Genomic DNA, 19,868 nt, shown 5'->3' on the forward strand with positions numbered 1-19,868 from the left:
CCGGTGCGTGTGTCGGTGTACGCGCTATCGGTGGGCCGCCGGATGAGCGGTCCACCACCAGTTCTGGATCAGGGGCGCGAACATGCGAGCACTGTAGCCCAGCGGCGACGGGAACGGGGCCCGGTCCGCACCATGGACGGCGCGGACCGGGCCCCGGGGCCCTTGGGTCACCCGATCAGAAGATCAGGTTGTAGCTCTGCCACCCCGGACCCACCTGTACGCGTCCGGCGTACGGGGAGGTCGCGGAGCCCGTGCCCTTGTACAGCCACATCACGCCGGCGCCGTCACGGGCCACGAAGTCGACCTTGCCGTCGCCGGTGAGGTCGCTGGGGCCGACGACGCTGTTGTAGATCTGCCAGCCGGTGCCCACCTTGACGCGCGCGGCGTACGGGGAGGCGGCGTTGCCGGTGCCCTTGTACAGCCAGAGCGCGCCGGTGGCGTCACGGCCGATCAGGTCGGCCTTGCCGTCGGAGGTCAGGTCGCCGGTGCTGACGATGTTGTTGTAGATCTGCCAGCCGTTGCCGACCTTCACCCGGGCGGCGAACGGCGTGGCCGGGGTGCCCGTGCCCTTGTACAGCCAGATGTTCCCCGACTTCTCGCGGGCGATCAGGTCCGGCTTGCCGTCCCCGGTCAGGTCGCGGACGCCGATGATCTGGTCGTAGACCGCCCAGCCGCCGCCGACCCGCAGGCGGCCCTTGAACGGTGCGGAGGGGTTGCCGCTGCCCTGGTAGTACCAGAGCACACCGGAGGCGTCCCGGGCCACGGCGTCGCCGACGGCGTCGGCACGGAGCGCGGTCATCGGCGTGACGGCGTTGTAGATCCCCCAGCCACCCCCGACCCGGTACCGGCTGAGGAACGCGCCGGCGCCGTTGCCCTGGTACTGCCAGAGGACACCGGAGGTGTCTCGGGCGAGGAGGTTGTAGCGGTTGTTCGTGGCGACGGCGGGCTTGGTCGCGACCTCCTTGACGTCGCTCGCCTTCACGTAGCCCATGCGGTGGTTGAACCGGATCGGGATGAAGACGTTGGTCTTGCCGACGACCCGGGTGCCGTCGACGTTGAACGCGCTGGAGTAGTAGTCGCCCGACACCGGGTCGCCTGCCTTGGTGTACAGCTGCCCGGCGGGGAGGCTGTACTTCGTGAGCGACTCGCTGTTCCTCGCCTGGACGGCGACGCCGGTTCCGGCGTAGGCGGCGTCCTCCGGGTAGGCGCGCCCGTAGACCGGGATCGAGGTGGCGCCGTCCTTGGCCGTGATCGCGTTCTTCACGCCGACGACGGCCGTGTACTGGCCGCCGGGGTTGTAGAACCAGGCCTTTTTGCCGCCGTACCAGATGGCGGTCCAGTCGCCCTTGGAGTCGGCGACGACGTGGGTGCTGCCGGCCGTGACCTTGTTCGCCCAGTTGGAGCCGTACTGCCAGCCCTCGGTGAAGTACGGGTCGGTCAGCGCCTTGGTCTGGTCGGCCACGGGCTCCGAGTACAGGTACCCGAAATTGACCGGCAGCGGGACGGTCGTCTTGGTGACGACAACCCCGTCCACCTTCTCCCTGTACTTCATCGCCTGCTGGTTCGCCGACGAGAACGGCGGAACGATCCGCACCAGCTGGCCGGCCTGGAGGAGGCCGCCCGCGTTACCGGCACCGGTGGGGGCGCCGAGCAACTGCATGTAGTGGTTCCAGTCCCAGAAGGGACCGGCGTCCCAGTGGTCCTGGGTCAGGGCGTCGTGGACGCTCGGGGCCTCGTCGTGACCGATGATGTGCTCGCGGTCCAGGGGGATCTCGTACTTCGCCGCCACGAACTTCACGAGGTCCTTGGAAGCCTCGTACTGCGGCTCGGTGTACCAGCCGCCGTCGCCCTTGATCGCATAGCCCTCGTGCTCGATGCCGACCGAGTGCATGTTGACGGTCTTGTTGTTGGCGTGGAACGCCTCGTTCTTCGTCTCGACCATCTGCGTCACACGACCGTCGGCGCGCACGATGTAGTGGGCACTCGCCCACGCATTCGGGGTCTGGAAGACCCCCACCGCGCCGTCGTGGCTGCCTTCGATGTCATGGATGACGATCTGGCGGACGTCGAAGCCGCCGCCGCCGTTCTTGGTGCGGCTGGCGATGTTGTAGTTGCCCTGCTCCTCCGAGTACAGCGCGGAATTGAAGGTGCAGGCGACGGTGGTCGGGCATTCCACCGCCGGGGTGGCGGCCGTGCTCGCGAAGCTCGCGGCCAGCGGCACGTTCGAGGGCTTGACCGGACTCACCGACGGGTCCGCCGGCAGGACGACCTGCTCGCCGTCCGTCGTGATCTCCTGCTCGCCCGTCCTGATGGACTCGAAGACGCGCTGGGCGAAGAGGTCGGAGCCCTTGCGATCGGACTGGCTGTAGCGGGCCACCGCCGGGTACCAGGCTCCCGGGTCGTCGGACAGCTCCGCGCCCGCCTGCTTCTGGTACTCCGCGAGGAGCGCGGCACCCGCGCGGATCGACGCGGCGCTGTCCTTCTGGACAGTGTCGGTCGAACCGTCGATCAGATCGGCGGCCTTGTCCAGGGTGTGCAGCTTCGGGTCGTCGGTGTCGACGGTCTTCTTCGGGAGGGACGCCAGCGCCTTCTTCTTGTCGATCTTCTTGTCGATCGACGGGTCGCCCGTGCCGTTGAGGAGGTGGGCGAGGTCCTCGGCCGCGTCCTCCTCGATGTCCTCGGGGTCGACCTTCGTCAGCCCCATCACGTTGTACGCGCCGGTCGTGCTCGGCAGCCCGTCGTGCGACTCCCACCGCGTCTGGCGGTACGACACCGCCATCAGCACACTCTGCGGCACATCGAACTCGCGCGCCGCGTTTGCGAACTGTGACTGGAGGGAAGGGTCCCCAGCAGCCTTGGCGTCGCCCGTCGCGCCGAGGAGGCCCGGTGAGGCGACCGCGATGGTGCCGATCGTGGCGGTGGCGACGACGGCCGCCGCCGCTCCGTACAAGATTCGTTTCTTCTTGCGGTCCCTGCGGTGCCTCTGGGTCACGCCCACCCCTGTTGTTCGACTGTGTACTTGTTGAAACGGGCCAGAGGTTAACACCACTCGATGGCGTGAAGATCACCGCCAGACATTTCGGGCGCGCGTCTCAGCCACTGGGCAGGGGGACAGGAGCGGACGAAGAACCCCGTAATGTTGTCGGTGTGACCGTGAACGCTGATACCCACGCCGTCGCCAAGGCGACCTGGCGAGACCTGCCCGCGGCGCAGCAGCCCGAGTACCCCGATGCCGAGGCTCTGCGCGATGTGATCGCGGACCTCGAGTCGTATCCTCCGCTCGTCTTCGCCGGCGAGTGCGACCAGCTGCGTGCCCGGATGGGAGCCGTCGCCCGTGGCGAGGCGTTCCTCCTGCAGGGCGGCGACTGCGCCGAGGCCTTCGACGCCGTGTCCGCCGAACACATCAGGGCCAAGCTCAAGACGCTGCTCCAGATGAGCGCCGTCCTCACCTACGCGGCCTCCGTGCCCGTGGTGAAGGTCGGCCGCATCGCCGGCCAGTACTCGAAGCCCCGCTCCAAGGGGACCGAGACCCGGGACGGAGTGACCCTGCCGACCTACCGGGGCGACTCGGTCAACGGCTTCGGCTTCGACGAGAAGTCCCGCATCCCGGACCCCGAGCGCCTGAAGCGGATGTACAACGCCTCCGCCTCCACGCTCAACCTGGTGCGCGCCTTCACCACCGGCGGCTACGCCGACCTGCGCCAGGTGCACGCCTGGAACCAGGACTTCGTGAAGTCGTCCCCCTCGGGCCAGCGCTACGAGCAGCTGGCGCGGGAGATCGACAACGCGCTGAACTTCATGAAGGCCTGCGGCACCGACCCCGCCGAGTTCAAGGCCGTCGAGTTCTACGCCTCCCACGAGGCGCTGCTGCTCGACTACGAGGGCGCCCTCACCCGTACGGACTCGCGCACCGGCAAGCTGTACGACACCTCCGGCCACATGGTCTGGGTCGGCGAGCGCACCCGCCAGCTCGACCACGCGCACATCGAGTTCGCGGCCCGCATCGCGAACCCGATCGGCATCAAGCTGGGCCCGACCACCTCGGTGGACGAGGCGCTCACGTACGTCGACCGGCTCGACCCGGACCGCGACCCGGGCCGGCTGACCTTCATCGTCCGCATGGGCGCCGACAAGGTCCGCGACAAGCTCCCCGAGCTGGTCGAGAAGGTCACCGCCTCCGGTGCGGTCGTCGCCTGGGTCACCGACCCGATGCACGGCAACACCTACGAGGCCGCCTCCGGCCACAAGACGCGCCGTTTCGACGACGTGCTCGACGAGGTCAAGGGCTTCTTCGAGGTCCACAAGGCGCTGGGCACCCACCCGGGCGGCATCCATGTCGAGCTCACCGGTGACGACGTCACCGAGTGCGTGGGCGGCGGCGACGAGATCTTCGTCGACGACCTGCACCAGCGCTACGAGACGGCCTGCGACCCGCGTCTCAACCGCAGCCAGTCCCTGGACCTGGCGTTCCTGGTCGCGGAGATGTACCGCGATCAGTAAGCGGGTACCTACGACGATGGGGCGCGGATCCATGTGATCCGCGCCCCATCGTCGTATCCGGGGCTTTTACGGTCCCGCGTCGCCGGGTAAGGTTAGGTTAGCCTTATCGATCACGGCGGGAGGTGAACCGCGTTGTACGTCTGCTCATGCTTCGGTGTCACGGAGAAGCAGGTCAAGCAGCACGCCGACGCGGGCGCGTGCACGCCCCGCCAGATCGCCTCGGCCTGCAAGGCCGGCACGGACTGCGGTTCCTGCGTCCGTCGCATCCAGGCCATCCTCGGCCGGGGCAACTGCCCGCGCCGCGACCTCCTCGACCAGGGCATGCCCGCCCTGACCTCCGAGCCCGTCGCGGAGCTCGGGGAAGCCGCCTAGCCGGGTCCGCCCAGCCGGGGGAAGTCGTTCAGCTCGGCTGCTCGATGAGCGTCGAGATGTAGAGCGCCTCACCCAGGGACTCGATCAGCTCCAGCTGCGTGTCCAGGTAGTCGATGTGGTGCTCCTCGTCGGCCAGGATCTCCTCGAAGAGGTTGGCGGACGTGACGTCCCCCTTGGCCCGCATGACCTCGATCCCGCGCTTCAGGCGGTCGATGGCCTCCACCTCGACCTGGCGGTCCGCCTGGAACATCTCGGTGAGGGTCTGGCCGACCCGCACGTGGAAGAGGCGCTGGTAGTTGGGCAGGCCGTCGAGCATCAGGATGCGCTCGGTCAGCTTGTCCGCGTGCTTCATCTCATCGATGGACTCTTCGCGGGTGTATTTGGCGAGCTTCGTCCACCCCTTGTTGTCCTGGATGCGGTAGTGCAGCCAGTACTGGTTGATGGCCGTCAGCTCGCCGGTCAGCTGCTCGTTGAGGAACTCGAGGACCTCGGGGTCGCCCTGCATCGCAGAGGCTCCTTCCACGTTACGTGTCTACGCCGTCACTGGGCAGGATGGCCGCATCCTCGCACCCCGAATGGGGGTCGTCCAGTAAGTGCAGGCTTAGTGGGAGTTGCCCGAATCCCCTCTTGGGGGGAGGTCTTCTGGTCATGACCACCCCTTGCCGTCTGTCACCATGGATGGCATGGGTCAGCCGGAGAGCGGAGTACACCGGGAAGCGGGGCAGCCGGATCGTTCGCCGGACCTTCCGCCGGGCCAGCGGCTCCAGCGCGGCTGGCCGGTCACCCATTACGGGCCCGTCCCCAAGTTCAAGCCGGACCGCTGGGAGTTCCGCGTCTTCGGGGCGACGGCCGACGGTGACAAGCGCTGCTGGAACCACGAGGACTTCTCCGCCCTCCCGTTCTCGACGGTCGTGGCCGATCTGCACTGCGTCACGAAGTTCAGCATGCTCGGGGCCGAATGGGGTGGCGTTCCCGCCCGTACGGTCCTCGATCTCGCCCCGCCCGCGCCGCAGGTGACCCATGTGATGGTCTGGGCCGAGTACGGCTACAGCGCCAACATGCGGCTCGCCGACTTCGCCGACGACCGCACGATCTTCGCCACCCACAAGGACGGGGAGCTGCTCACCGCCGAGCACGGCTTCCCGCTGCGCCTGGTCGTCCCGCACCTGTACGCCTGGAAGGGGCCCAAGTGGGTCCGGGGCGTGGAGTACATGGCCGCCGACCGCCGGGGCTTCTGGGAGGAGCGCGGCTACCACAACCTCGGCGACCCCTGGCGGGAGCAGCGCTACTCGTACCAGGAGGAGCCGGGGGACGGCCCCGAGCTGTAGCGGCGCCCCGGACCGGTGTCTCCGCCGGTCAGTGGTGGTACTGGTGGACCACCGCGTGGCCCTTGCCGCGGCCGATCATCCACTTGTTGACCGGTGTGGTGATCACGAAGGCGGCGGCCAGCGCGATGGCGAGCACGATCCAGAAGAACGGCTCGTCGAGGTGTGCGTCCATGGCGCCCGGCCAGAGGGCGATGATGCCGTTGTCGATGATCTCCATGACCGCGATGGAGAGGGTGTCGGCGGCGAGCGCGACCTTGAGAGCTGTCCTGAAATCGACGCCGGAGGACAGGATGCCGCGCAGCGTGAGCGCATAACCGAAGAAGAACGCCAGGACGATCGCGAGGATCATCGTCTCCGTGTTGCCCCAGCCGAGGGCGGTGCCGATGACCATGCCGAGGACCTCGCCGATGGCGCAGCCGGTGAGGCAGTGCAGCGTGGCCCTGGCGGCCATGGACCAGGAGGCCTTGCCGGGGGTGTGGTACCCGTCGCCGTGGCCGGCGGGGGTGGTGTGGCCCTCATGGCCCGCCTGAGCGGCGTGGTCGACGTGAGCGGCGTGGTCCGTGTGGTCCGTGTGGTCGTGGTGGGAGTGCGCGTCGTGCTGCATGGGGTGCCCCCAACGTCGGGTAGCGGTTCCTGCCGATACAGGAACCGTATACCCCCCTGGGGTATTCCTCAACGGGAATCGCGAGGGCCGTGTCGGCTGTGTCAGGGGCGCAGCTTCTTCAGCAGCTCCACGTCCGCCACATGCCCCTCCTTGCCGCCCGGGGTCTCGATGACCAGCGGCACCCCGTCCGTCTCGGGGTGGCGCAGCAGCGCCCGGAAGGCGTCCTCGCCGATGTGACCGGCGCCGATGTTCGCGTGCCGGTCCTTGTGAGCGCCCACGACGTCCTTCGAGTCGTTGGCGTGGATCAGCTTCAGCCGGCCCTCCCCGACCGTCGCGACCAGCTCGTCGAGGGTCCGCACCGCCCCGCCCGGCTCCGCGAGGTCATGGCCCGCCGCGAAGACGTGGCAGGTGTCGAGGCAGATCCCGAGCTTCGGATGGTGGTCCAGCGCGTCGAAGTACGGCCCGAAGTCCTCCGCGCGCGAACAGAGCGAGAAGCCCTGGCCGGCCGTCGACTCCAGGAGCAGGTACGGATCGTCCTCGTGCGTCAGCTCGTCGAGGAGCGGCAGCACCCGCTCCCGCACCTGGGCCAGGGCCACCTCGCGCGGACGGCCGCCGGTCGCCGAGCCGGTGTGCACCACCACGCCCTTCGCGCCGATCTCCCGGCCCCGCCGCAGCGAGTGCCGCATCGACTCCACCGACCGCTCCACGGTGGCCTCGGTGTGCGAGCCGAAGTTGATCAGGTACGGGGCGTGGACCCAGGCCGAGATCGACTCCTCCGCGCACGCGGCGCGGAAGCGTTCGTCCTGGGCGGGGTTGCCGACCGGGGTGGCCCAGCCGCGCGGGTTGGCGACGAAGACCTGCACGGTCTCGGCGCCGAGCTCACGGGCGTAGCCGAGGCCGGTCGTGGCGAGGCCACCGGCCACGGGGACATGGCCGCCGACGGGGTTGCGCATCAGTCTCTACAGTCCCTTGATCGTGATCGTGACGGTGGAGCCCTCGGGGGCGGTGGAGCCGCCCTCCGCGGACTGGCCCGTGACCGTGTCGCCGAGGTAGGGGAAGGACTTCTTCACCTCGACCTCGAAACCCGCGTCCTCCAGGGCCGTACGGGCGTCGTCGGTCGTCTCGCCCGTGACGTCCGGGACCTCGACGAGCCGGGGGCCCTTGGAGACGGTGAGGGTGATCGTGTCGCCCTCGGCGGCCCGGCTGCCCTCGGCGAGGGACTGGGCGGCGACGGATCCGGCGTCCTCGGGGGAGTTGATCCGCTCCGGGGCGACCGCCACCTTGAGCCCGGCGTCCTGGAGGGTCGCCGTGGCTCCGGCCACGGTCTCGCCGGTCACGTCGGGCACGTCGACGGGCGAGCCCTTGCTCACCACCAGCGCGACGGCCGAGTCGGGGGCGCGTTCCGTGCCGGGCTCGGGGTCGGAGCTGATCACCGAGCCCTGCGGGATCGCCTCGCTGAACGCGGTGGTGATCACCCCGGCCGCCAGTCCCTGCTGCTCCAGGGTGCGCCTGGCCTCGGCGAGCGGCTTGTTCTTGAGGTTCGGGACCTTCACGATCTCCGGACCCCGGGAGAGGGTCAGGGTCACCGTGCCGTTGCCCCGGAGGCGCTCGCCGGGGGCCGGGTCGACGGCCATGACGGTGCCGCGCTCGTACACGTCGCTGAACGCGCGCTCCGTCGTGCCGACGTCGAGCCCGGCGTCCCTGATCCGCTGCGTGGCCGCCGCCTCGGACTGGCCGAGCACGGCGGGGACCCGGGTGAACTGGCCGGAATTGATGTACCAGACACCGGCGCCGAGACCGAGGGCGAGCAGGACGCCGAGGACGAGGAGGAGGGGGCCGCGCGGGGGCAGGCGGCGGCCGGCCGGAGGAGGCTCCGGGGCCGGCAGCCGGTTCGTGTGCAGCACAGGCTGGTCGTCATGGGCCGCCGCCGGTACGGCGCGGGCGATCACGCTGGTCCGGTCGTCGGCGGTGTCCCGCGCCCCGGCGCCGCTCGCCCGCGGGGGCATCGCGTCCAGCTGCTCGTCACCGAGCGCGGCGCGGGCCTCCCGCAGGACGGCGAGCAGGGCGACTGCGTCGTACGGGCGGACCTCGGGGTTACGGGCGGTGGCGGCCGCGACCAGCTCGTCCAGCTCCAGGGCGAGCCCGGGTACGGCGGCCGACGGGGCGGGCACGTCCGTGTTCAGGTGCTGGTAGAGGACCTGGGCGGGGGTGTCGCCGGAGTGCGGCTTGCCGCCGGTCAGCATCTCGTACAGGACGACACCGCAGGCGTACACGTCGGCGCGGGTGTCGGCGGTGCCGAGCTCGATCTGCTCCGGCGCCAGGTACGAGACGGTCCCCAGGACCGAGCCGGTCGTCGCGGTCGCCGAACCCACGGCCCGCACGAGACCGAAATCGGCCACCTTCACCCGGCCGTCGTCCCCTATCAGGACGTTCTCCGGCTTCATGTCCCGGTGCACGAACCCGGCCCGGTGCGCGGCGCCGAGCGCGGCGAGCACGGGCTCCAGGATGTCCAGCGCGGCCCGGGGCGCGAGGGCGCCGCGCTCGCGCAGGACGTCACGGAGGGTGCAGCCGGCGACGTACTCCATCGCCAGGTAGACGTACGCGCCCTCGGCGCCCTGGTCGAAGACGCCGACGACGTTGGGGTGCGAGAGGCGGGCGACGGACTTCGCCTCGCGGATGAACCGCTCGACGAACACGGCGTCCGTCGCGAGGGCCGGGTGCATCACCTTGAGCGCGAGGATCCGGTCGAGGCGGGTGTCGACGGCCCGGTAGACCGTGGCCATCCCGCCGACGGCGATGCGCGCGTCGACGCGGTAGCGGCCGTCGAGCAGCCGCCCGACGAGGGGGTCCTGAAGGGTCGTGTCCACGGCGACGAGTCTACGAGCCGTGGGGGCGGGTGCCGTGCGGGCGGCGGAGTCTGCGGCACAGCTGTGACGAGCACCGCACGACGGCGCCGGGGCCTGCGGCCCCGCACTCCAGGGGACCCCACCGCCCGGCGGAACGCATGCTCACGACGGGGGCGGCGAGGAGCCGTCCGTCCCCTGGGGGGTCAGAAGGCCGGGCGTTCCGGGTCCAGGTGGGGGCGGCCTTCGTGAGGGGACGACGCTTCCGCGAAGTGACGGCGGGGGATGCGGCCCGCCCGGAAGGCGAGGCGCCCCGCCTCCACCGCGTGCCGCATCGCCGATGCCATCAGCACCGGCTCCTGGGCCCGCGTCACCGCCGACGCCAGCATGACCGCCGCGCACCCCAGCTCCATCGCGAGTGCCGCGTCCGACGCCGTGCCCGCGCCCGCGTCGAGGATCACCGGGACCCCCGCCCGTTCGGTGATGAGCTGGAAGTTGTGCGGGTTGCGGATGCCGAGGCCGGAACCGATGGGGGAGCCGAGCGGCATGACCGCCGCGCAGCCCACGTCCTCCAGCTTCCGGGCGAGGACCGGGTCGTCGTTGGTGTAGGGGAGGACGGTGAAGCCGTCGTCGACCAGGGTCTCGGCCGCGGCGAGGAGTTCCTCCCCGTCGGGGAGGAGGGTCCGCTCGTCGGCGACGACCTCCAGCTTGATCCAGTCGGTGCCGAGCGCCTCGCGGGCGAGCCGGGCGGTGAGGACCGCCTCGCCGGCCGTGAAGCAGCCCGCCGTGTTGGGCAGGACCCGGATGCCGAGCCGTTCGAGGACGGAGAGCACCGAGCCCTGGACGGTCGGGTCCAGGCGCCGCATGGCGACCGTCGTCAGCTCCGTACCGCTGGCGATCAGGGAGCGTTCCAGGACGTCGAGGCTGGGCGCCCCGCCGGTGCCCATGACGAGGCGCGAGGAGAACTCCGCACCGCCGAGGGTGAACACGTCGTCGGACATCGCGCTCAACCTCCCTGCACCGCGGTGAGGACCTCCACCCGGTCGCCCTCGCCGAGCAGCGTGGACGTCCACTCGCCACGCGGGACGACGGTCTCGTTGAGGGCGGCGGCGACCCCGGAGCGGGCCGTGGTCAGGGTCGCCACCAGGGCGTCGAGGGAGACGGGGCCGGAGAGCACGCGGGCCTCTCCGTTCACGGACACGTTCATGCGGGCTGCTCCTGACGCGCGGAGGAGAAACGGCGGGGGGTGAAGGGGCGAGCCTCGTCGGGGAGGACGCCGGTGGTGAGCACCTCGGCCATGACGTCGCCGGTGACGGGGGTGAGCAGGACCCCGTTGCGGTAGTGGCCAGTGGCCAGGTGCAGGCCGGGCAGGGCGGTGGGGCCGAGCAGCGGCGCGTTGTCGGGGGAGGCGGGGCGCAGGCCGGCCAGGGTCTCGGTGAGCGGCAGCTCGGTGATGCCGGGGACGAGTTCGTGGGCGTCGCGGAGCAGCTCGTACACCCCGCCCGCCGTGACCGTGGTGTCCCAGCCCAGCTCCTCGCTGGTGGCGCCGACGACGAGTTCGCCGTTCGCGCGGGGCACCAGGTAGACGTGGCTGCCGCGGACGACGGCCCGGACCGTCCGGGAGAGGAAGGGGGCGTACGGGGCCGGTACGCGCAGTCGCAGCACCTGGCCCTTCACCGGGCGCACCGGCGGAAGCACCTCGTCCGGCACCCCCGCGAGGCGGCCGCTGAGGCTGCCCGCGGCCAGGACGACCTGGTCGGCCGTCAGCTCCTCGCCCCCGGCGAGCACGGCACCGCGCGCCCGGTCCCGTACCACCGTCAGGCTCTGCGCGAGGGTGCGGTGGAAGACCACCCCGGCCCGTTCGCAGGCGACGAGGAGCGCGGCGGCGAGCCGGCGCGGGTCGACCTGGTGGTCGCCGTCGACCCGCAGTCCCCCGCGGACGCCCGGAGCGAGCATCGGTTCGAGGCGGCGGCACTCACGGCCGCTGAGCCACTCCGAGGTGAGCCCGCTGCGGGTCTGCAAGGCGTGCAGTTCGCGCAGGTGGGCCCGGTCGTCGGCGTCGAGGGCCACGGCGAGGGTGCCGCAGGCGCGGTAGCCGACGTCGTGGCCGGCGGACTCCTCCAGTTCGGCGACGAAGGCGGGATAGCGCGCGGCGGAGGCGAGGTTGAGCCCGAGCAGGGTCTCCTCGCCGTAGTGGAGTTCGGTGACGGCGGCGAGCATGCCGGCCGCGACCCGTGCGGCGCCGCCGCCCGGGTCCGGGTCGACGACGGCGGTGCGCAGGCCGCGTCGCGCGGCCCGCCAGGCCGTGACCAGGCCGATGATGCCGCCCCCGACCACGAGGACATCGGAAGAACGCATGGGCGTCCAGCCCCTCCCTTCGCCGGCATGACCCGGATCAGGTTCGTACGGTCGGAGGCCGTCCCAGCCTCCCTCTCAGCCCGGTGCGTCCGGGCTCCCGCGAGTGCTTTACGTCCGTCAGACTAGCTTCCGCCTCCGGGGGGTCACAGACCCCTCCCTTCCTGACGGTTCGTCAGATGCGTAAGGTGGTCGGGTGAGCGAGCAGAAGCAGGCACAGCAGCACGTCGTGATCGTCGGCGCCGGGATGGCGGGCGTACAGACCGCCGTCGCCCTGCGCGAACAGGGCTTCACCGGCCCCGTGACCCTCATCGGGGCCGAGCCCCACCAGCCCTACGACCGGCCCCCGCTCTCCAAGGCCGTCCTCCTCGGCAAGGCCGAGGGCTCCGCCTTCGACATCGACTTCGAGGGCCTCGACATCGAGCTCCGCCTCGGCCTCGACGTCACCGGCCTGCGCGCCGCCGACCACGAGATCGACACCGAGAGCGGACCCGTCCGCTACGACGTCCTGGTCGTCGCCACCGGCGCCCACCCGGCCCTGCTGCCCGGCACCGAAGGGGTCCCCGGGGTCCACCTGCTGCGGACCCTCGACGACGCCGTCCGCCTCGGCCCCGTCCTGGAGAACCGGCACGACATCGTGGTCGTCGGCGCCGGCTGGATCGGCGCCGAGTTCGCCACCGCCGCCCGTTCGGCCGGCTGCGCCGTCACCGTCGTCGAGGCCGCCGACCGCCCCCTCGCCGGAGCGCTGCCCGCCGAGGTCACCACCCCCATGGCCGAGTGGTACGGGGAGAACGGCGCCGAGCTCCTCACCCACGCGCGCGTGGACACCGTCGAGCCCGGCGCGCCCGGCCGGGTCGTCCTCACCGACGGCCGCGAGCTGCCCGCCGACGCCGTCGTCGTCGGCATCGGCGCCCACCCCGCCACCGGCTGGCTCGCCGGCTCCGGCATCGCCCTCGACCCCAGCGGCGCCGTCACCGCCGACGAGCGGCTGCGCACCTCCCTGCCCGATGTGTACGCGGTCGGCGACTGCGCCTCCTTCCCCTCCGCCCGCTACGGGCACCGCCTCCTCGTCCACCACTGGGACAACGCCCTCCAGGGCCCCCGCACCGTCGCCGCGACGATCACCGGGGCCGAGTCGGGCCCGTACGACCCCGTGCCGTACTTCTGGTCCGAGCAGTTCGGCCGCTTCGTCCAGTACGCCGGTCACCACGCGGACGCCGACCGGCTGCTGTGGCGCGGCGACCCGGCGGAACCGACCTGGTCCGTGCTCTGGCTGCGCGCCGGGGTGCCGGTCGCCCTCCTCGCCGTCGGCCGCCCCCGCGACCTGGCCCAGGGCCGCAAGCTCATCGAGACCGCCACCGCCGTCGACCCCGTGCGCGCGGCGGCCCCCTCCGTCCCCCTGAAGGCGGCAGCCGTCTAGCGGGTGTCCCCGGGGGCCCGACTACCGACTGTCGGTCCGGGATGGCAGGCTTGTCCCGTGACCGAGATTGACGTAAAGATCGATGCGCTCGTCCCCGCCTGGCTCTACGTGCCCGACATCGCGGAGATGCTCGACATCGAGGTGACGCGCGTGCGACAGCTGATCAGGGATGGTCAGCTCATCGCCGTGCGCCGTGGAGAGAACAACGCCCTGCAGATCCCCGCCGCCTTCATCCAGGGCGACAAGATCGTCAAGGGCCTCGTCGGGCTCCTGACCGTGCTGCGGGACGACGGCTTCAACGACGAGGAGATCCTGGAGTGGCTCTTCACTCCGGACGAGAGCCTGCCGGGCACGCCCGCGCAGGCGCTCAACGAGAATCGCGGCACGGAGGTGAAGCGCCGCGCCCAGGCGCTCGCCCTCTGACGCGGCACCCTCAGGCGCTGCCCGCCCCGGAGCGGCCCGTCCGAGGCGGCCCGCCCGGCGGGCCCTGACCGACGCGCCCCCATCCGGCGCGCCACCGAAGACACCACCGGCGGGTGACGCGGCGACCGGCCCCCGAGGGCCCGGCCGCCGCGGCCCCGCGCCACCGACGGGGGGCTCCCCCCGCGCCACCGACCGGGGGGACCCACCCATGCCCACGCCTCGTGAGCTGCTCGCCGACGCCCGGCTCTACCTGTGCACCGACGCCCGGAAGCGCCAGGGCGACCTGCCCGACTTCCTCGACGCCGTGCTCTCCTCCGGCGTCGACATCGTGCAGCTCCGCGACAAGGGCATGGAGGCCGGCGAGGAGCTGGAGCACCTCGCGGTCTTCGCCGAGGCCGCCCGCCGGCACGGCAGGCTCCTCGCGGTGAACGACCGCGCCGACGTCGCCCACGCCATCGGCTCCGACGTACTGCACCTGGGGCAGGGCGACCTGCCCGTGCCCGCCGCCCGCGCGATCCTCGGTGGCCGCGACGACGTACTGATCGGCCGGTCCTGCCACGCCGAGACCGAGGTGGCCGCCGCCGCCGTCGAACCGGGCGTCGACTACTTCTGCACCGGGCCCTGCTGGCCCACCCCCACCAAGCCCGGCCGGTACGCGCCCGGACTCGACCTCGTGCGGTACACGGCCGGCCTGGCCCAGGACCGGCCCTGGTTCGCCATCGGCGGCATCGACGAGACGAATCTGGACGAGGTCCTGGCCGCCGGAGCACGCCGGATCGTCGTCGTCCGGGCCATCACCGAGGCCGACGACCCGGCCGCCGCGACGGCCGCCCTCGCCCAGCGGGTCAGGGAGCGCGCGGGGGCGTAGGCCCGGCCCGGCGGGCCCGGGAGACGTCCGGAGGATCCTCCGACGAACCGCCCGGCCGCCTGTCCGAAAAGGTGTCCATCACTCGGACATCGTGTACGCCGCCCGCCGTACCCCGTCTAACCTGCCCGTATGGCCCTTGGTACCGCTTCCGTCCGCTCGGACCGCGCCCGCACGGTCCGCGAGATCCTCGCCTCCGGCGGCACGTCGTACTCCTTCGAGTTCTACGCGCCCCGGACCGAGAAGGGCGAGCAGGTCCTCTGGAACGCCATGCGCCGGGTCGAGGCGGTCGGCCCCAGCTTCGTCTCCGTGACCTACGGCGCCGGCGGGACCACCCGCGGCGGGACCGTCAAGGCCACCCAGAAGATCGCGGCCGACAGCACGCTCACCCCGGTCGCCCACCTCACGGCCGTCGACCACTCCGTCGCCGAACTGCGCAACATCCTCGGCCAGTACGCCGACGCCGGCATCCGCAACATGCTCGCCGTCCGAGGCGACCCGCCGGGCGACCCGCTGGGGGAGTGGGTCGAGCATCCGGAGGGCGTGAAGTACGCCGCCGACCTCGTCCGCCTGATCAAGGAGTCCGGCGACTTCTGCGTCGGCGTCGCCGCCTTCCCGGAGATGCACCCCCGCTCCACCGACTGGGACACGGACATCCGGCACTTCGTGGACAAGTGCCGCGCGGGTGCCGACTACGCGATCACCCAGATGTTCTTCGACCCGGAGAACTATCTGCGGCTGCGCGACAGCGTCGCGAAGACCGGCTGCGAGACCCCGATCATCCCCGAGGTCATGCCCGTCGTGAACGTGCGGACCCTCGACCGGCTGCCCCAGCTGAGCAACGCCGCCTTCCCCGCGGACGTGAAAGAGCGCATCCTCGCCGTCAAGGACGATCCCGCCGCTGTACGCTCCATCGGTATCGAGTTCGCGACGGAGTTCTGCGCGCGGCTGCTCTCCGAGGGTGTCCCCGGACTGCACTTCATCACGCTGAACAGCTCCACCGCGACGCTCGAGATCTACGAGAATCTCGGACTGCACCAGCAGTCGTGACCGGTCGTACCCGCCCCGACCCGCGGCGGTGACCGTGGAGAGGGGCGGCGGGGCATGGGGTGGACGGTCCTCTACATCGCGTTCGGCGTGGTCGCACTGTGGCTGCTGGGGGAGGTGCTCCTCCAGTACAAGGCGCGACTGCGCTGGCGGGTGCTCGCCTTCTGCGGCTTCCTCGGCGTGGTCGTCGGCGTCCTGCTGCCCTCGGTGGCGGTGATCATCGCCGGGGCGGTCGCCTTCGCCGTCGGCCAGACCTATGTGACGCTCTCGTTCCGCCGCGGCTTCTCCACCGGCTGGGCGATCGGCGGCAGTCCGGGCGCGAGCCGTCGCCGCCGGTCCGGTGGCGCGGCGCAGGCCGGACCCACGCTGGAGGTCACCGAACTCTCCTACGACGGCGGGGACACCTCGTACGCCGCCGCGGAGGGCGCAGGTGAGCCGTCCGCCGCGGAGACCACCGATGTCTACGAGCCGCTGCCGATGCCCGACGAAACCGGCCGGTACGGCGTCTACGACCTGGGCCAGAACGCCGGCCAGGACACCGGCCACGGCGCGGCCCAGACCCCCGGCACCGGCTACGAGACGGGCTACGGAACGGGATACGACCCGCAGTACGACCCCTACGCGCCCGCGTACGACCAGCAGCAGCCGGCCTACGACTACGGCCAGGCCGCCGGGCAGCAGCAGTACGCCGCCTACTCCGACCCGTACATCGGCCCGGGCACGGACGGTCAGCAGTACGGCTCGTACTACGGCGATTCCTCCGCACCCTCCTACACCTACGACACGCCGCCCGGCGGGGTCTGGGTCCCGCAGCAGCGCGACACCGACGAGCCCCCGCAGCCCCAGCAGCAGCCGCAGGCCCCCGGCCCGTACGGCTACGAGCCGCACCCGGACGACCAGCAGCAGTACCGGTACTGAGTGACCGGCGGGGGCCCCGGCGAGTCCGGCGGCCCCCCACCCCGGCGCGGTGCCCCGCCTACTGGGAGCCGCGGAACTCCGCGCCCTCCACGATGAATCCCGCCACCAGCGCGCCCGACATTCCCGCGTGGGCGAGGCCGCCGCCCGGGTGGGACCAGCCGCCCGCGAACCAGAGGCCCGGCAGCGGGGAGCGGTTGTCGGCCGGGAGCAGCCGACCGGCCGCCCCGGCCAGCGCGGGCCCCGGCACCTCGGCGACGCCGGTGTCCCGCCGGACGTCCTCCGGCGTGCGGACGTGCTGCCACAGCAGCCGCTCCCGCAGCTCCGGGACCACCCGCCCGGCCGCCTCGACCATCCGCCCGGCGAACGACCGCCAGTCCCGCTCCTGAGCCGTACGGACGGTCGACGTCACCGTCACCGCCTCGTGGTCCGGGTCCGGGCGCAGCGCCGGGTCGTCCGGGCGCAGCACGGTCACCGTCGGCCGCTCGCCCTGCGCGTGCACGACCGCACGGTGGACCGCGTCCGCCTCCCGGGCCCCGCGCAGGGCCAGACAGACCGTCACCCGGCTGGTGCCGAGAGGCTGGAAGCGCGGCCGGTCGTCACCGCGCTCCCACGCGACGACATGGTCGCGGTAGAGCGCGGGCACCGGGGCCCCGGAGACGACGTGGTCGGCCTCGACCGTCTCGCCGCCGGCCAGCCGCACCCCCACCGCCCTGCCGTCCTTCTCCAGGACGTCCTCCACGGGCGTGTCGAAGACGAACGCGACACGCCGCTTCAGGCACCGCTCGTACACCGCGTCGGCGAGCGCCCGAAGGCCCCCGCCCACGTACCAGCTGCCGAAGGTCTGCTCCATGTACGGCAGGACGGCGGCCGAGGCCGGGGCGGTGGCCGGGTCGAAGCCGTAGGACCACGCGTACGCGTCGAGCAGCGCGGCGAGCCGGGGGTCGCGCAGTTCCCGGGCCCCGACCTGCGCGAGTGTCGTCGTGGGCCGCCGCAGCAGACCCGGCCTCAGGGCCGGGTACGGCTCGCGGGCCGGCGGTGCCGGGTCGGCCGGCAGCGGCTCCTCCAGGAGCGGGCGGCGCGTGCGGTCCCAGGCCTCGCGGGCCCGCACCAGGAAGTCGCCCCAGCGCGCCCCCGCGCCCGCGCCGAGCGCCGCGTCCAGGGCGGCGACCGTGCCGGCCCGGGAGGCGTTGGGCAGGTCCACGCGGGTGCCGTCGGCGAAGACATGACGACTCGCCGGGTCGACCTGCGTCAGCGCGACGCACTCCTCCAGGGGTTCCCTGCCGGTCTTGACGAACAGGTCCCGGTAGACGGCGGGCAGGTGCAGCAGCCCCGGGCCCGTGTCGAAGGCGAAGCCGTCCCGCTCGAAGCGGCCGACCGCGCCGCCGTACGTCGGCCCCCGCTCGTACACCGTCACCCGGTGGCCCGCCACGGCCAGTCGGGCCGCCGCCGCCATGGCGCCGAGTCCCGCGCCGATCACCACAATCCGTGCCATGACGGCGACTTTATCCGGCGCCCCGGACACCGCCGGAGGCCCGGTGGGGTCTCCCGGCGGGGCGGGCGGCGGGCGGGTTCAGAAGTGCTCCGACCCGTCGTCGGACGGCGGTCGCGCCCGGGCGCGGGCCTCCACGTCGGCGAGTCGTCTCTCCTCGCGGTACTGGGCCCTGCGGCGCAGGAAGCGCCGGATCCTCTTGGCGAGGAAGACCAGTATCGCCAGGCCGAGGGCGAGCAGGACGGCCGCGATGACCGCCGCCGCCACCGGGTGGAAGAGCGCGAAGGTGACGATCGCCGCCACCCCGAGGTCCTCGGCCAGGCTCAGGGCGACGTTGGAGAACGGCTCCGGCGAGGTGTTGACCGCCATCCTCGTCCCCGCCTTGACGAAGTGGCTCAGCAGGGCCGTCGAGCCGCCGACCGCGCCCGCCGCGAGCTCGGGGATCGAACCGTTCTGCCCTGCCAGCAGGGCGCCGACCACGGCCCCCGCGATCGGCCGGATCACGGTGTGGACGGAGTCCCATACCGAGTCGACGTACGGGATCTTGTCCGCCACCGCCTCGCACAGGAAGAGCACGCCCGCGACGACGAGGACATCGGTGCGCTGCAAGGACTCGGGCACCTCGTCGGTGAGCCCGGTCGCGCCGAAGACGCCGAACAGCAGGATCACCGCGTAGGCGTTGATCCCGCTCGCCCAGCCACTGGTGAACACCAGGGGGAGTACGGACACGCCCGCGATCGTAACCACGTCTGAGTATCCGTACCTAGGGGGCGAGATGAGTAGGGACGCGGATGGGCGCGGGACCGCCGGGACGGAAGAGTGGGGTCCACGGAAGGGGCGCGGCCCCGGGTACCGCCGGCACGGGGCTGCGGAACCGGGGCCGCGCGTCTGACGCGACGGGGCACGGGGGTGTCACGGGGGAGTACGAGGAAGGCCGGTACGACGGGGCTCGGGGGAACGAGCCTCGCCGGACCGGCCTTCTCGCCGTTCCGCCGTCCTGGTCCTGATCGGTCAGGTCGGTTCCGTCTGTGTCCGTCTGGTTCCGGGCACGCCCTGCGGTCGCTCTAGCAGCCGCCCACCCGGCCGTGCAGCAGCCGCGAGAGCGCCGCGTGCACGTCGTCGAGGGACCGCTCGCTCTGGAAGGCCTGCCAGTCGAGGGCCGCCACGAGCACCATCCCGACCAGCGCCGCCGCCGTCAGCTGCACGTCGATCTCCTCGCTCAGCTCACCGCCCGCGACCCCTTCGCGCAGCACCCCCTCGACCACCGCGACGGCCTCCTGGCGGACCACCAGGAGCGTCGAGTTCCAGGCCCGGTTGGTGCGCCAGAGCTCGGCCACGTACAGCTGGGTGAAGGCCGGGTAGCGGTCGATGAAGACGAGACCCGCCCGGATCATCGCGTCGAGCGCGTCGATCCGGCTGCCGCCGCGCTCGGCGGTCTCCTCCTCCGCCGCCCGCAGCGAGGCCGTCAGCAGCGCCACCCCGTGGCGCAGCAGCTCCTCGAACAGCTCGGTCTTGCTCTTGAAGTTGTAGTAGACCGTGCCCTTGGCCACGCCGGCCCGCTCGGCGATCTCGTCCACCGTCGTCGCGGAGAAGCCCTGCTCCGCGATGAGGGTGACGGCCGCCTCGTAGAGCTTCGCGCGGGTGGCCTGGCGTCGGGTGCTGCTGCTGTCCATGGGATCGATTCTCACAGGTGTCGCGGGTGTC

20 protein-coding genes and 1 riboswitch are annotated in these 19,868 nt (G+C 72.0%); of the genes, 8 read left to right on the top strand and 12 right to left on the bottom strand.

Annotated elements, in window-relative coordinates; translation table 11 throughout:
* Window positions 1–24 precede the first annotated feature (24 nt).
* Together ACRRSS_RS08200 and ACRRSS_RS08205 are read right to left on the bottom strand one after the other, a co-directional pair.
* Window positions 25–84, bottom strand: a complete 60-nt coding sequence (locus tag ACRRSS_RS08200; RefSeq protein WP_435975276.1) for a trp operon leader peptide — start codon at window positions 82–84, stop codon at window positions 25–27.
* Window positions 85–175: 91 nt separating this feature from the next.
* The gene (locus ACRRSS_RS08205) at window positions 176–2,992 is read right to left on the bottom strand and encodes an N-acetylmuramoyl-L-alanine amidase (RefSeq protein ID WP_435970563.1); all 2,817 of its coding nucleotides are present in this window, start codon (window positions 2,990–2,992) and stop codon (window positions 176–178) included.
* A gap of 155 nt (window positions 2,993–3,147) precedes the next feature.
* Here ACRRSS_RS08205 and ACRRSS_RS08210 point away from each other — a divergent pair, with 155 nt between their 5' ends.
* Both ACRRSS_RS08210 and ACRRSS_RS08215 read left to right on the top strand, forming a co-directional pair.
* Window positions 3,148–4,500 (top strand): class II 3-deoxy-7-phosphoheptulonate synthase, encoded by a 1,353-nt coding sequence (locus ACRRSS_RS08210; RefSeq protein WP_435970564.1) that lies wholly within the window; start codon window positions 3,148–3,150, stop codon window positions 4,498–4,500.
* 132 nt (window positions 4,501–4,632) lie between these two features.
* Window positions 4,633–4,872 (top strand): (2Fe-2S)-binding protein, encoded by a 240-nt coding sequence (locus ACRRSS_RS08215; RefSeq protein WP_435970565.1) that lies wholly within the window; start codon window positions 4,633–4,635, stop codon window positions 4,870–4,872.
* Between the two features lie 28 nt (window positions 4,873–4,900).
* Here ACRRSS_RS08215 and bfr read toward each other — a convergent pair whose 3' ends face one another.
* The gene (gene bfr / locus ACRRSS_RS08220; RefSeq protein ID WP_073806778.1) at window positions 4,901–5,377 is read right to left on the bottom strand and encodes a bacterioferritin; all 477 of its coding nucleotides are present in this window, start codon (window positions 5,375–5,377) and stop codon (window positions 4,901–4,903) included.
* A 178-nt stretch (window positions 5,378–5,555) separates the two neighbouring features.
* Here bfr and ACRRSS_RS08225 point away from each other — a divergent pair, with 178 nt between their 5' ends.
* Window positions 5,556–6,200, top strand: a complete 645-nt coding sequence (locus ACRRSS_RS08225; protein WP_435970566.1) for a sulfite oxidase-like oxidoreductase — start codon at window positions 5,556–5,558, stop codon at window positions 6,198–6,200.
* A 28-nt stretch (window positions 6,201–6,228) separates the two neighbouring features.
* On the opposite strand, the gene ACRRSS_RS08230 is transcribed toward ACRRSS_RS08225, so the two are convergent.
* The 6 genes from ACRRSS_RS08230 to thiO all read right to left on the bottom strand — a co-directional run bounded on the left by ACRRSS_RS08230 (window position 6,229) and on the right by thiO (window position 12,005).
* Window positions 6,229–6,804, bottom strand: coding sequence for a DUF4396 domain-containing protein (locus ACRRSS_RS08230; RefSeq protein ID WP_435970567.1), 576 nt, complete (start codon window positions 6,802–6,804; stop codon window positions 6,229–6,231).
* 101 nt (window positions 6,805–6,905) lie between these two features.
* A complete protein-coding gene (locus ACRRSS_RS08235) occupies window positions 6,906–7,757 on the bottom strand; it encodes a deoxyribonuclease IV (protein ID WP_435970568.1) in 852 nt (283 codons plus the stop codon).
* A gap of 6 nt (window positions 7,758–7,763) precedes the next feature.
* Window positions 7,764–9,671 (bottom strand): Stk1 family PASTA domain-containing Ser/Thr kinase, encoded by a 1,908-nt coding sequence (gene pknB / locus ACRRSS_RS08240; protein WP_435970569.1) that lies wholly within the window; start codon window positions 9,669–9,671, stop codon window positions 7,764–7,766.
* Between the two features lie 182 nt (window positions 9,672–9,853).
* Window positions 9,854–10,648 carry a thiazole synthase gene (locus ACRRSS_RS08245; RefSeq protein ID WP_435970570.1) on the bottom strand — a complete coding sequence of 265 codons (795 nt, stop codon included), beginning with the start codon at window positions 10,646–10,648 and terminating at the stop codon, window positions 9,854–9,856.
* Window positions 10,649–10,653: 5 nt separating this feature from the next.
* Window positions 10,654–10,854: a sulfur carrier protein ThiS gene (gene thiS / locus ACRRSS_RS08250; protein ID WP_435970571.1), complete on the bottom strand. Its 201-nt coding sequence runs from the start codon at window positions 10,852–10,854 to the stop codon at window positions 10,654–10,656.
* The gene (gene thiO / locus ACRRSS_RS08255; RefSeq protein ID WP_435970572.1) at window positions 10,851–12,005 is read right to left on the bottom strand and encodes a glycine oxidase ThiO; all 1,155 of its coding nucleotides are present in this window, start codon (window positions 12,003–12,005) and stop codon (window positions 10,851–10,853) included. Before thiO ends, thiS begins: the two co-directional genes overlap by 4 nt.
* Window positions 12,003–12,116, bottom strand: a riboswitch (TPP riboswitch). Its footprint overlaps the gene before it by 3 nt.
* 82 nt (window positions 12,117–12,198) lie before the next feature.
* On the opposite strand from thiO, the gene ACRRSS_RS08260 reads away from it, so the two are divergent.
* The 5 genes from ACRRSS_RS08260 (at window position 12,199) to ACRRSS_RS08280 (ending at window position 16,675) form a co-directional block, all read left to right on the top strand.
* Window positions 12,199–13,422 (top strand): NAD(P)/FAD-dependent oxidoreductase, encoded by a 1,224-nt coding sequence (locus ACRRSS_RS08260; protein WP_435970573.1) that lies wholly within the window; start codon window positions 12,199–12,201, stop codon window positions 13,420–13,422.
* 57 nt (window positions 13,423–13,479) lie between these two features.
* Window positions 13,480–13,845 carry an Rv2175c family DNA-binding protein gene (locus ACRRSS_RS08265; RefSeq protein WP_351905529.1) on the top strand — a complete coding sequence of 122 codons (366 nt, stop codon included), beginning with the start codon at window positions 13,480–13,482 and terminating at the stop codon, window positions 13,843–13,845.
* 208 nt (window positions 13,846–14,053) lie between these two features.
* Window positions 14,054–14,713: a thiamine phosphate synthase gene (thiE, locus tag ACRRSS_RS08270; RefSeq protein ID WP_435970574.1), complete on the top strand. Its 660-nt coding sequence runs from the start codon at window positions 14,054–14,056 to the stop codon at window positions 14,711–14,713.
* A 129-nt stretch (window positions 14,714–14,842) separates the two neighbouring features.
* The gene (metF, locus tag ACRRSS_RS08275) at window positions 14,843–15,760 is read left to right on the top strand and encodes a methylenetetrahydrofolate reductase [NAD(P)H] (RefSeq protein ID WP_351905523.1); all 918 of its coding nucleotides are present in this window, start codon (window positions 14,843–14,845) and stop codon (window positions 15,758–15,760) included.
* Window positions 15,761–15,814: 54 nt separating this feature from the next.
* Window positions 15,815–16,675 (top strand): hypothetical protein, encoded by an 861-nt coding sequence (locus tag ACRRSS_RS08280; RefSeq protein WP_435970575.1) that lies wholly within the window; start codon window positions 15,815–15,817, stop codon window positions 16,673–16,675.
* A gap of 58 nt (window positions 16,676–16,733) precedes the next feature.
* On the opposite strand, the gene ACRRSS_RS08285 is transcribed toward ACRRSS_RS08280, so the two are convergent.
* The 3 genes from ACRRSS_RS08285 to ACRRSS_RS08295 form a co-directional block, all read right to left on the bottom strand.
* Window positions 16,734–18,167, bottom strand: coding sequence for a phytoene desaturase family protein (locus ACRRSS_RS08285; protein WP_435970576.1), 1,434 nt, complete (start codon window positions 18,165–18,167; stop codon window positions 16,734–16,736).
* 78 nt (window positions 18,168–18,245) lie between these two features.
* Window positions 18,246–18,893 (bottom strand): DUF4126 domain-containing protein, encoded by a 648-nt coding sequence (locus tag ACRRSS_RS08290; RefSeq protein WP_435970577.1) that lies wholly within the window; start codon window positions 18,891–18,893, stop codon window positions 18,246–18,248.
* Window positions 18,894–19,228: 335 nt separating this feature from the next.
* Window positions 19,229–19,837 carry a TetR/AcrR family transcriptional regulator gene (locus tag ACRRSS_RS08295; protein WP_435970578.1) on the bottom strand — a complete coding sequence of 203 codons (609 nt, stop codon included), beginning with the start codon at window positions 19,835–19,837 and terminating at the stop codon, window positions 19,229–19,231.
* Window positions 19,838–19,868 lie beyond the last annotated feature (31 nt).

Origin of the sequence: Streptomyces sp. Qhu_M48, assembly GCF_051305195.1 — a bacterium.
In the GTDB taxonomy this organism is placed as follows: domain Bacteria; phylum Actinomycetota; class Actinomycetes; order Streptomycetales; family Streptomycetaceae; genus Streptomyces.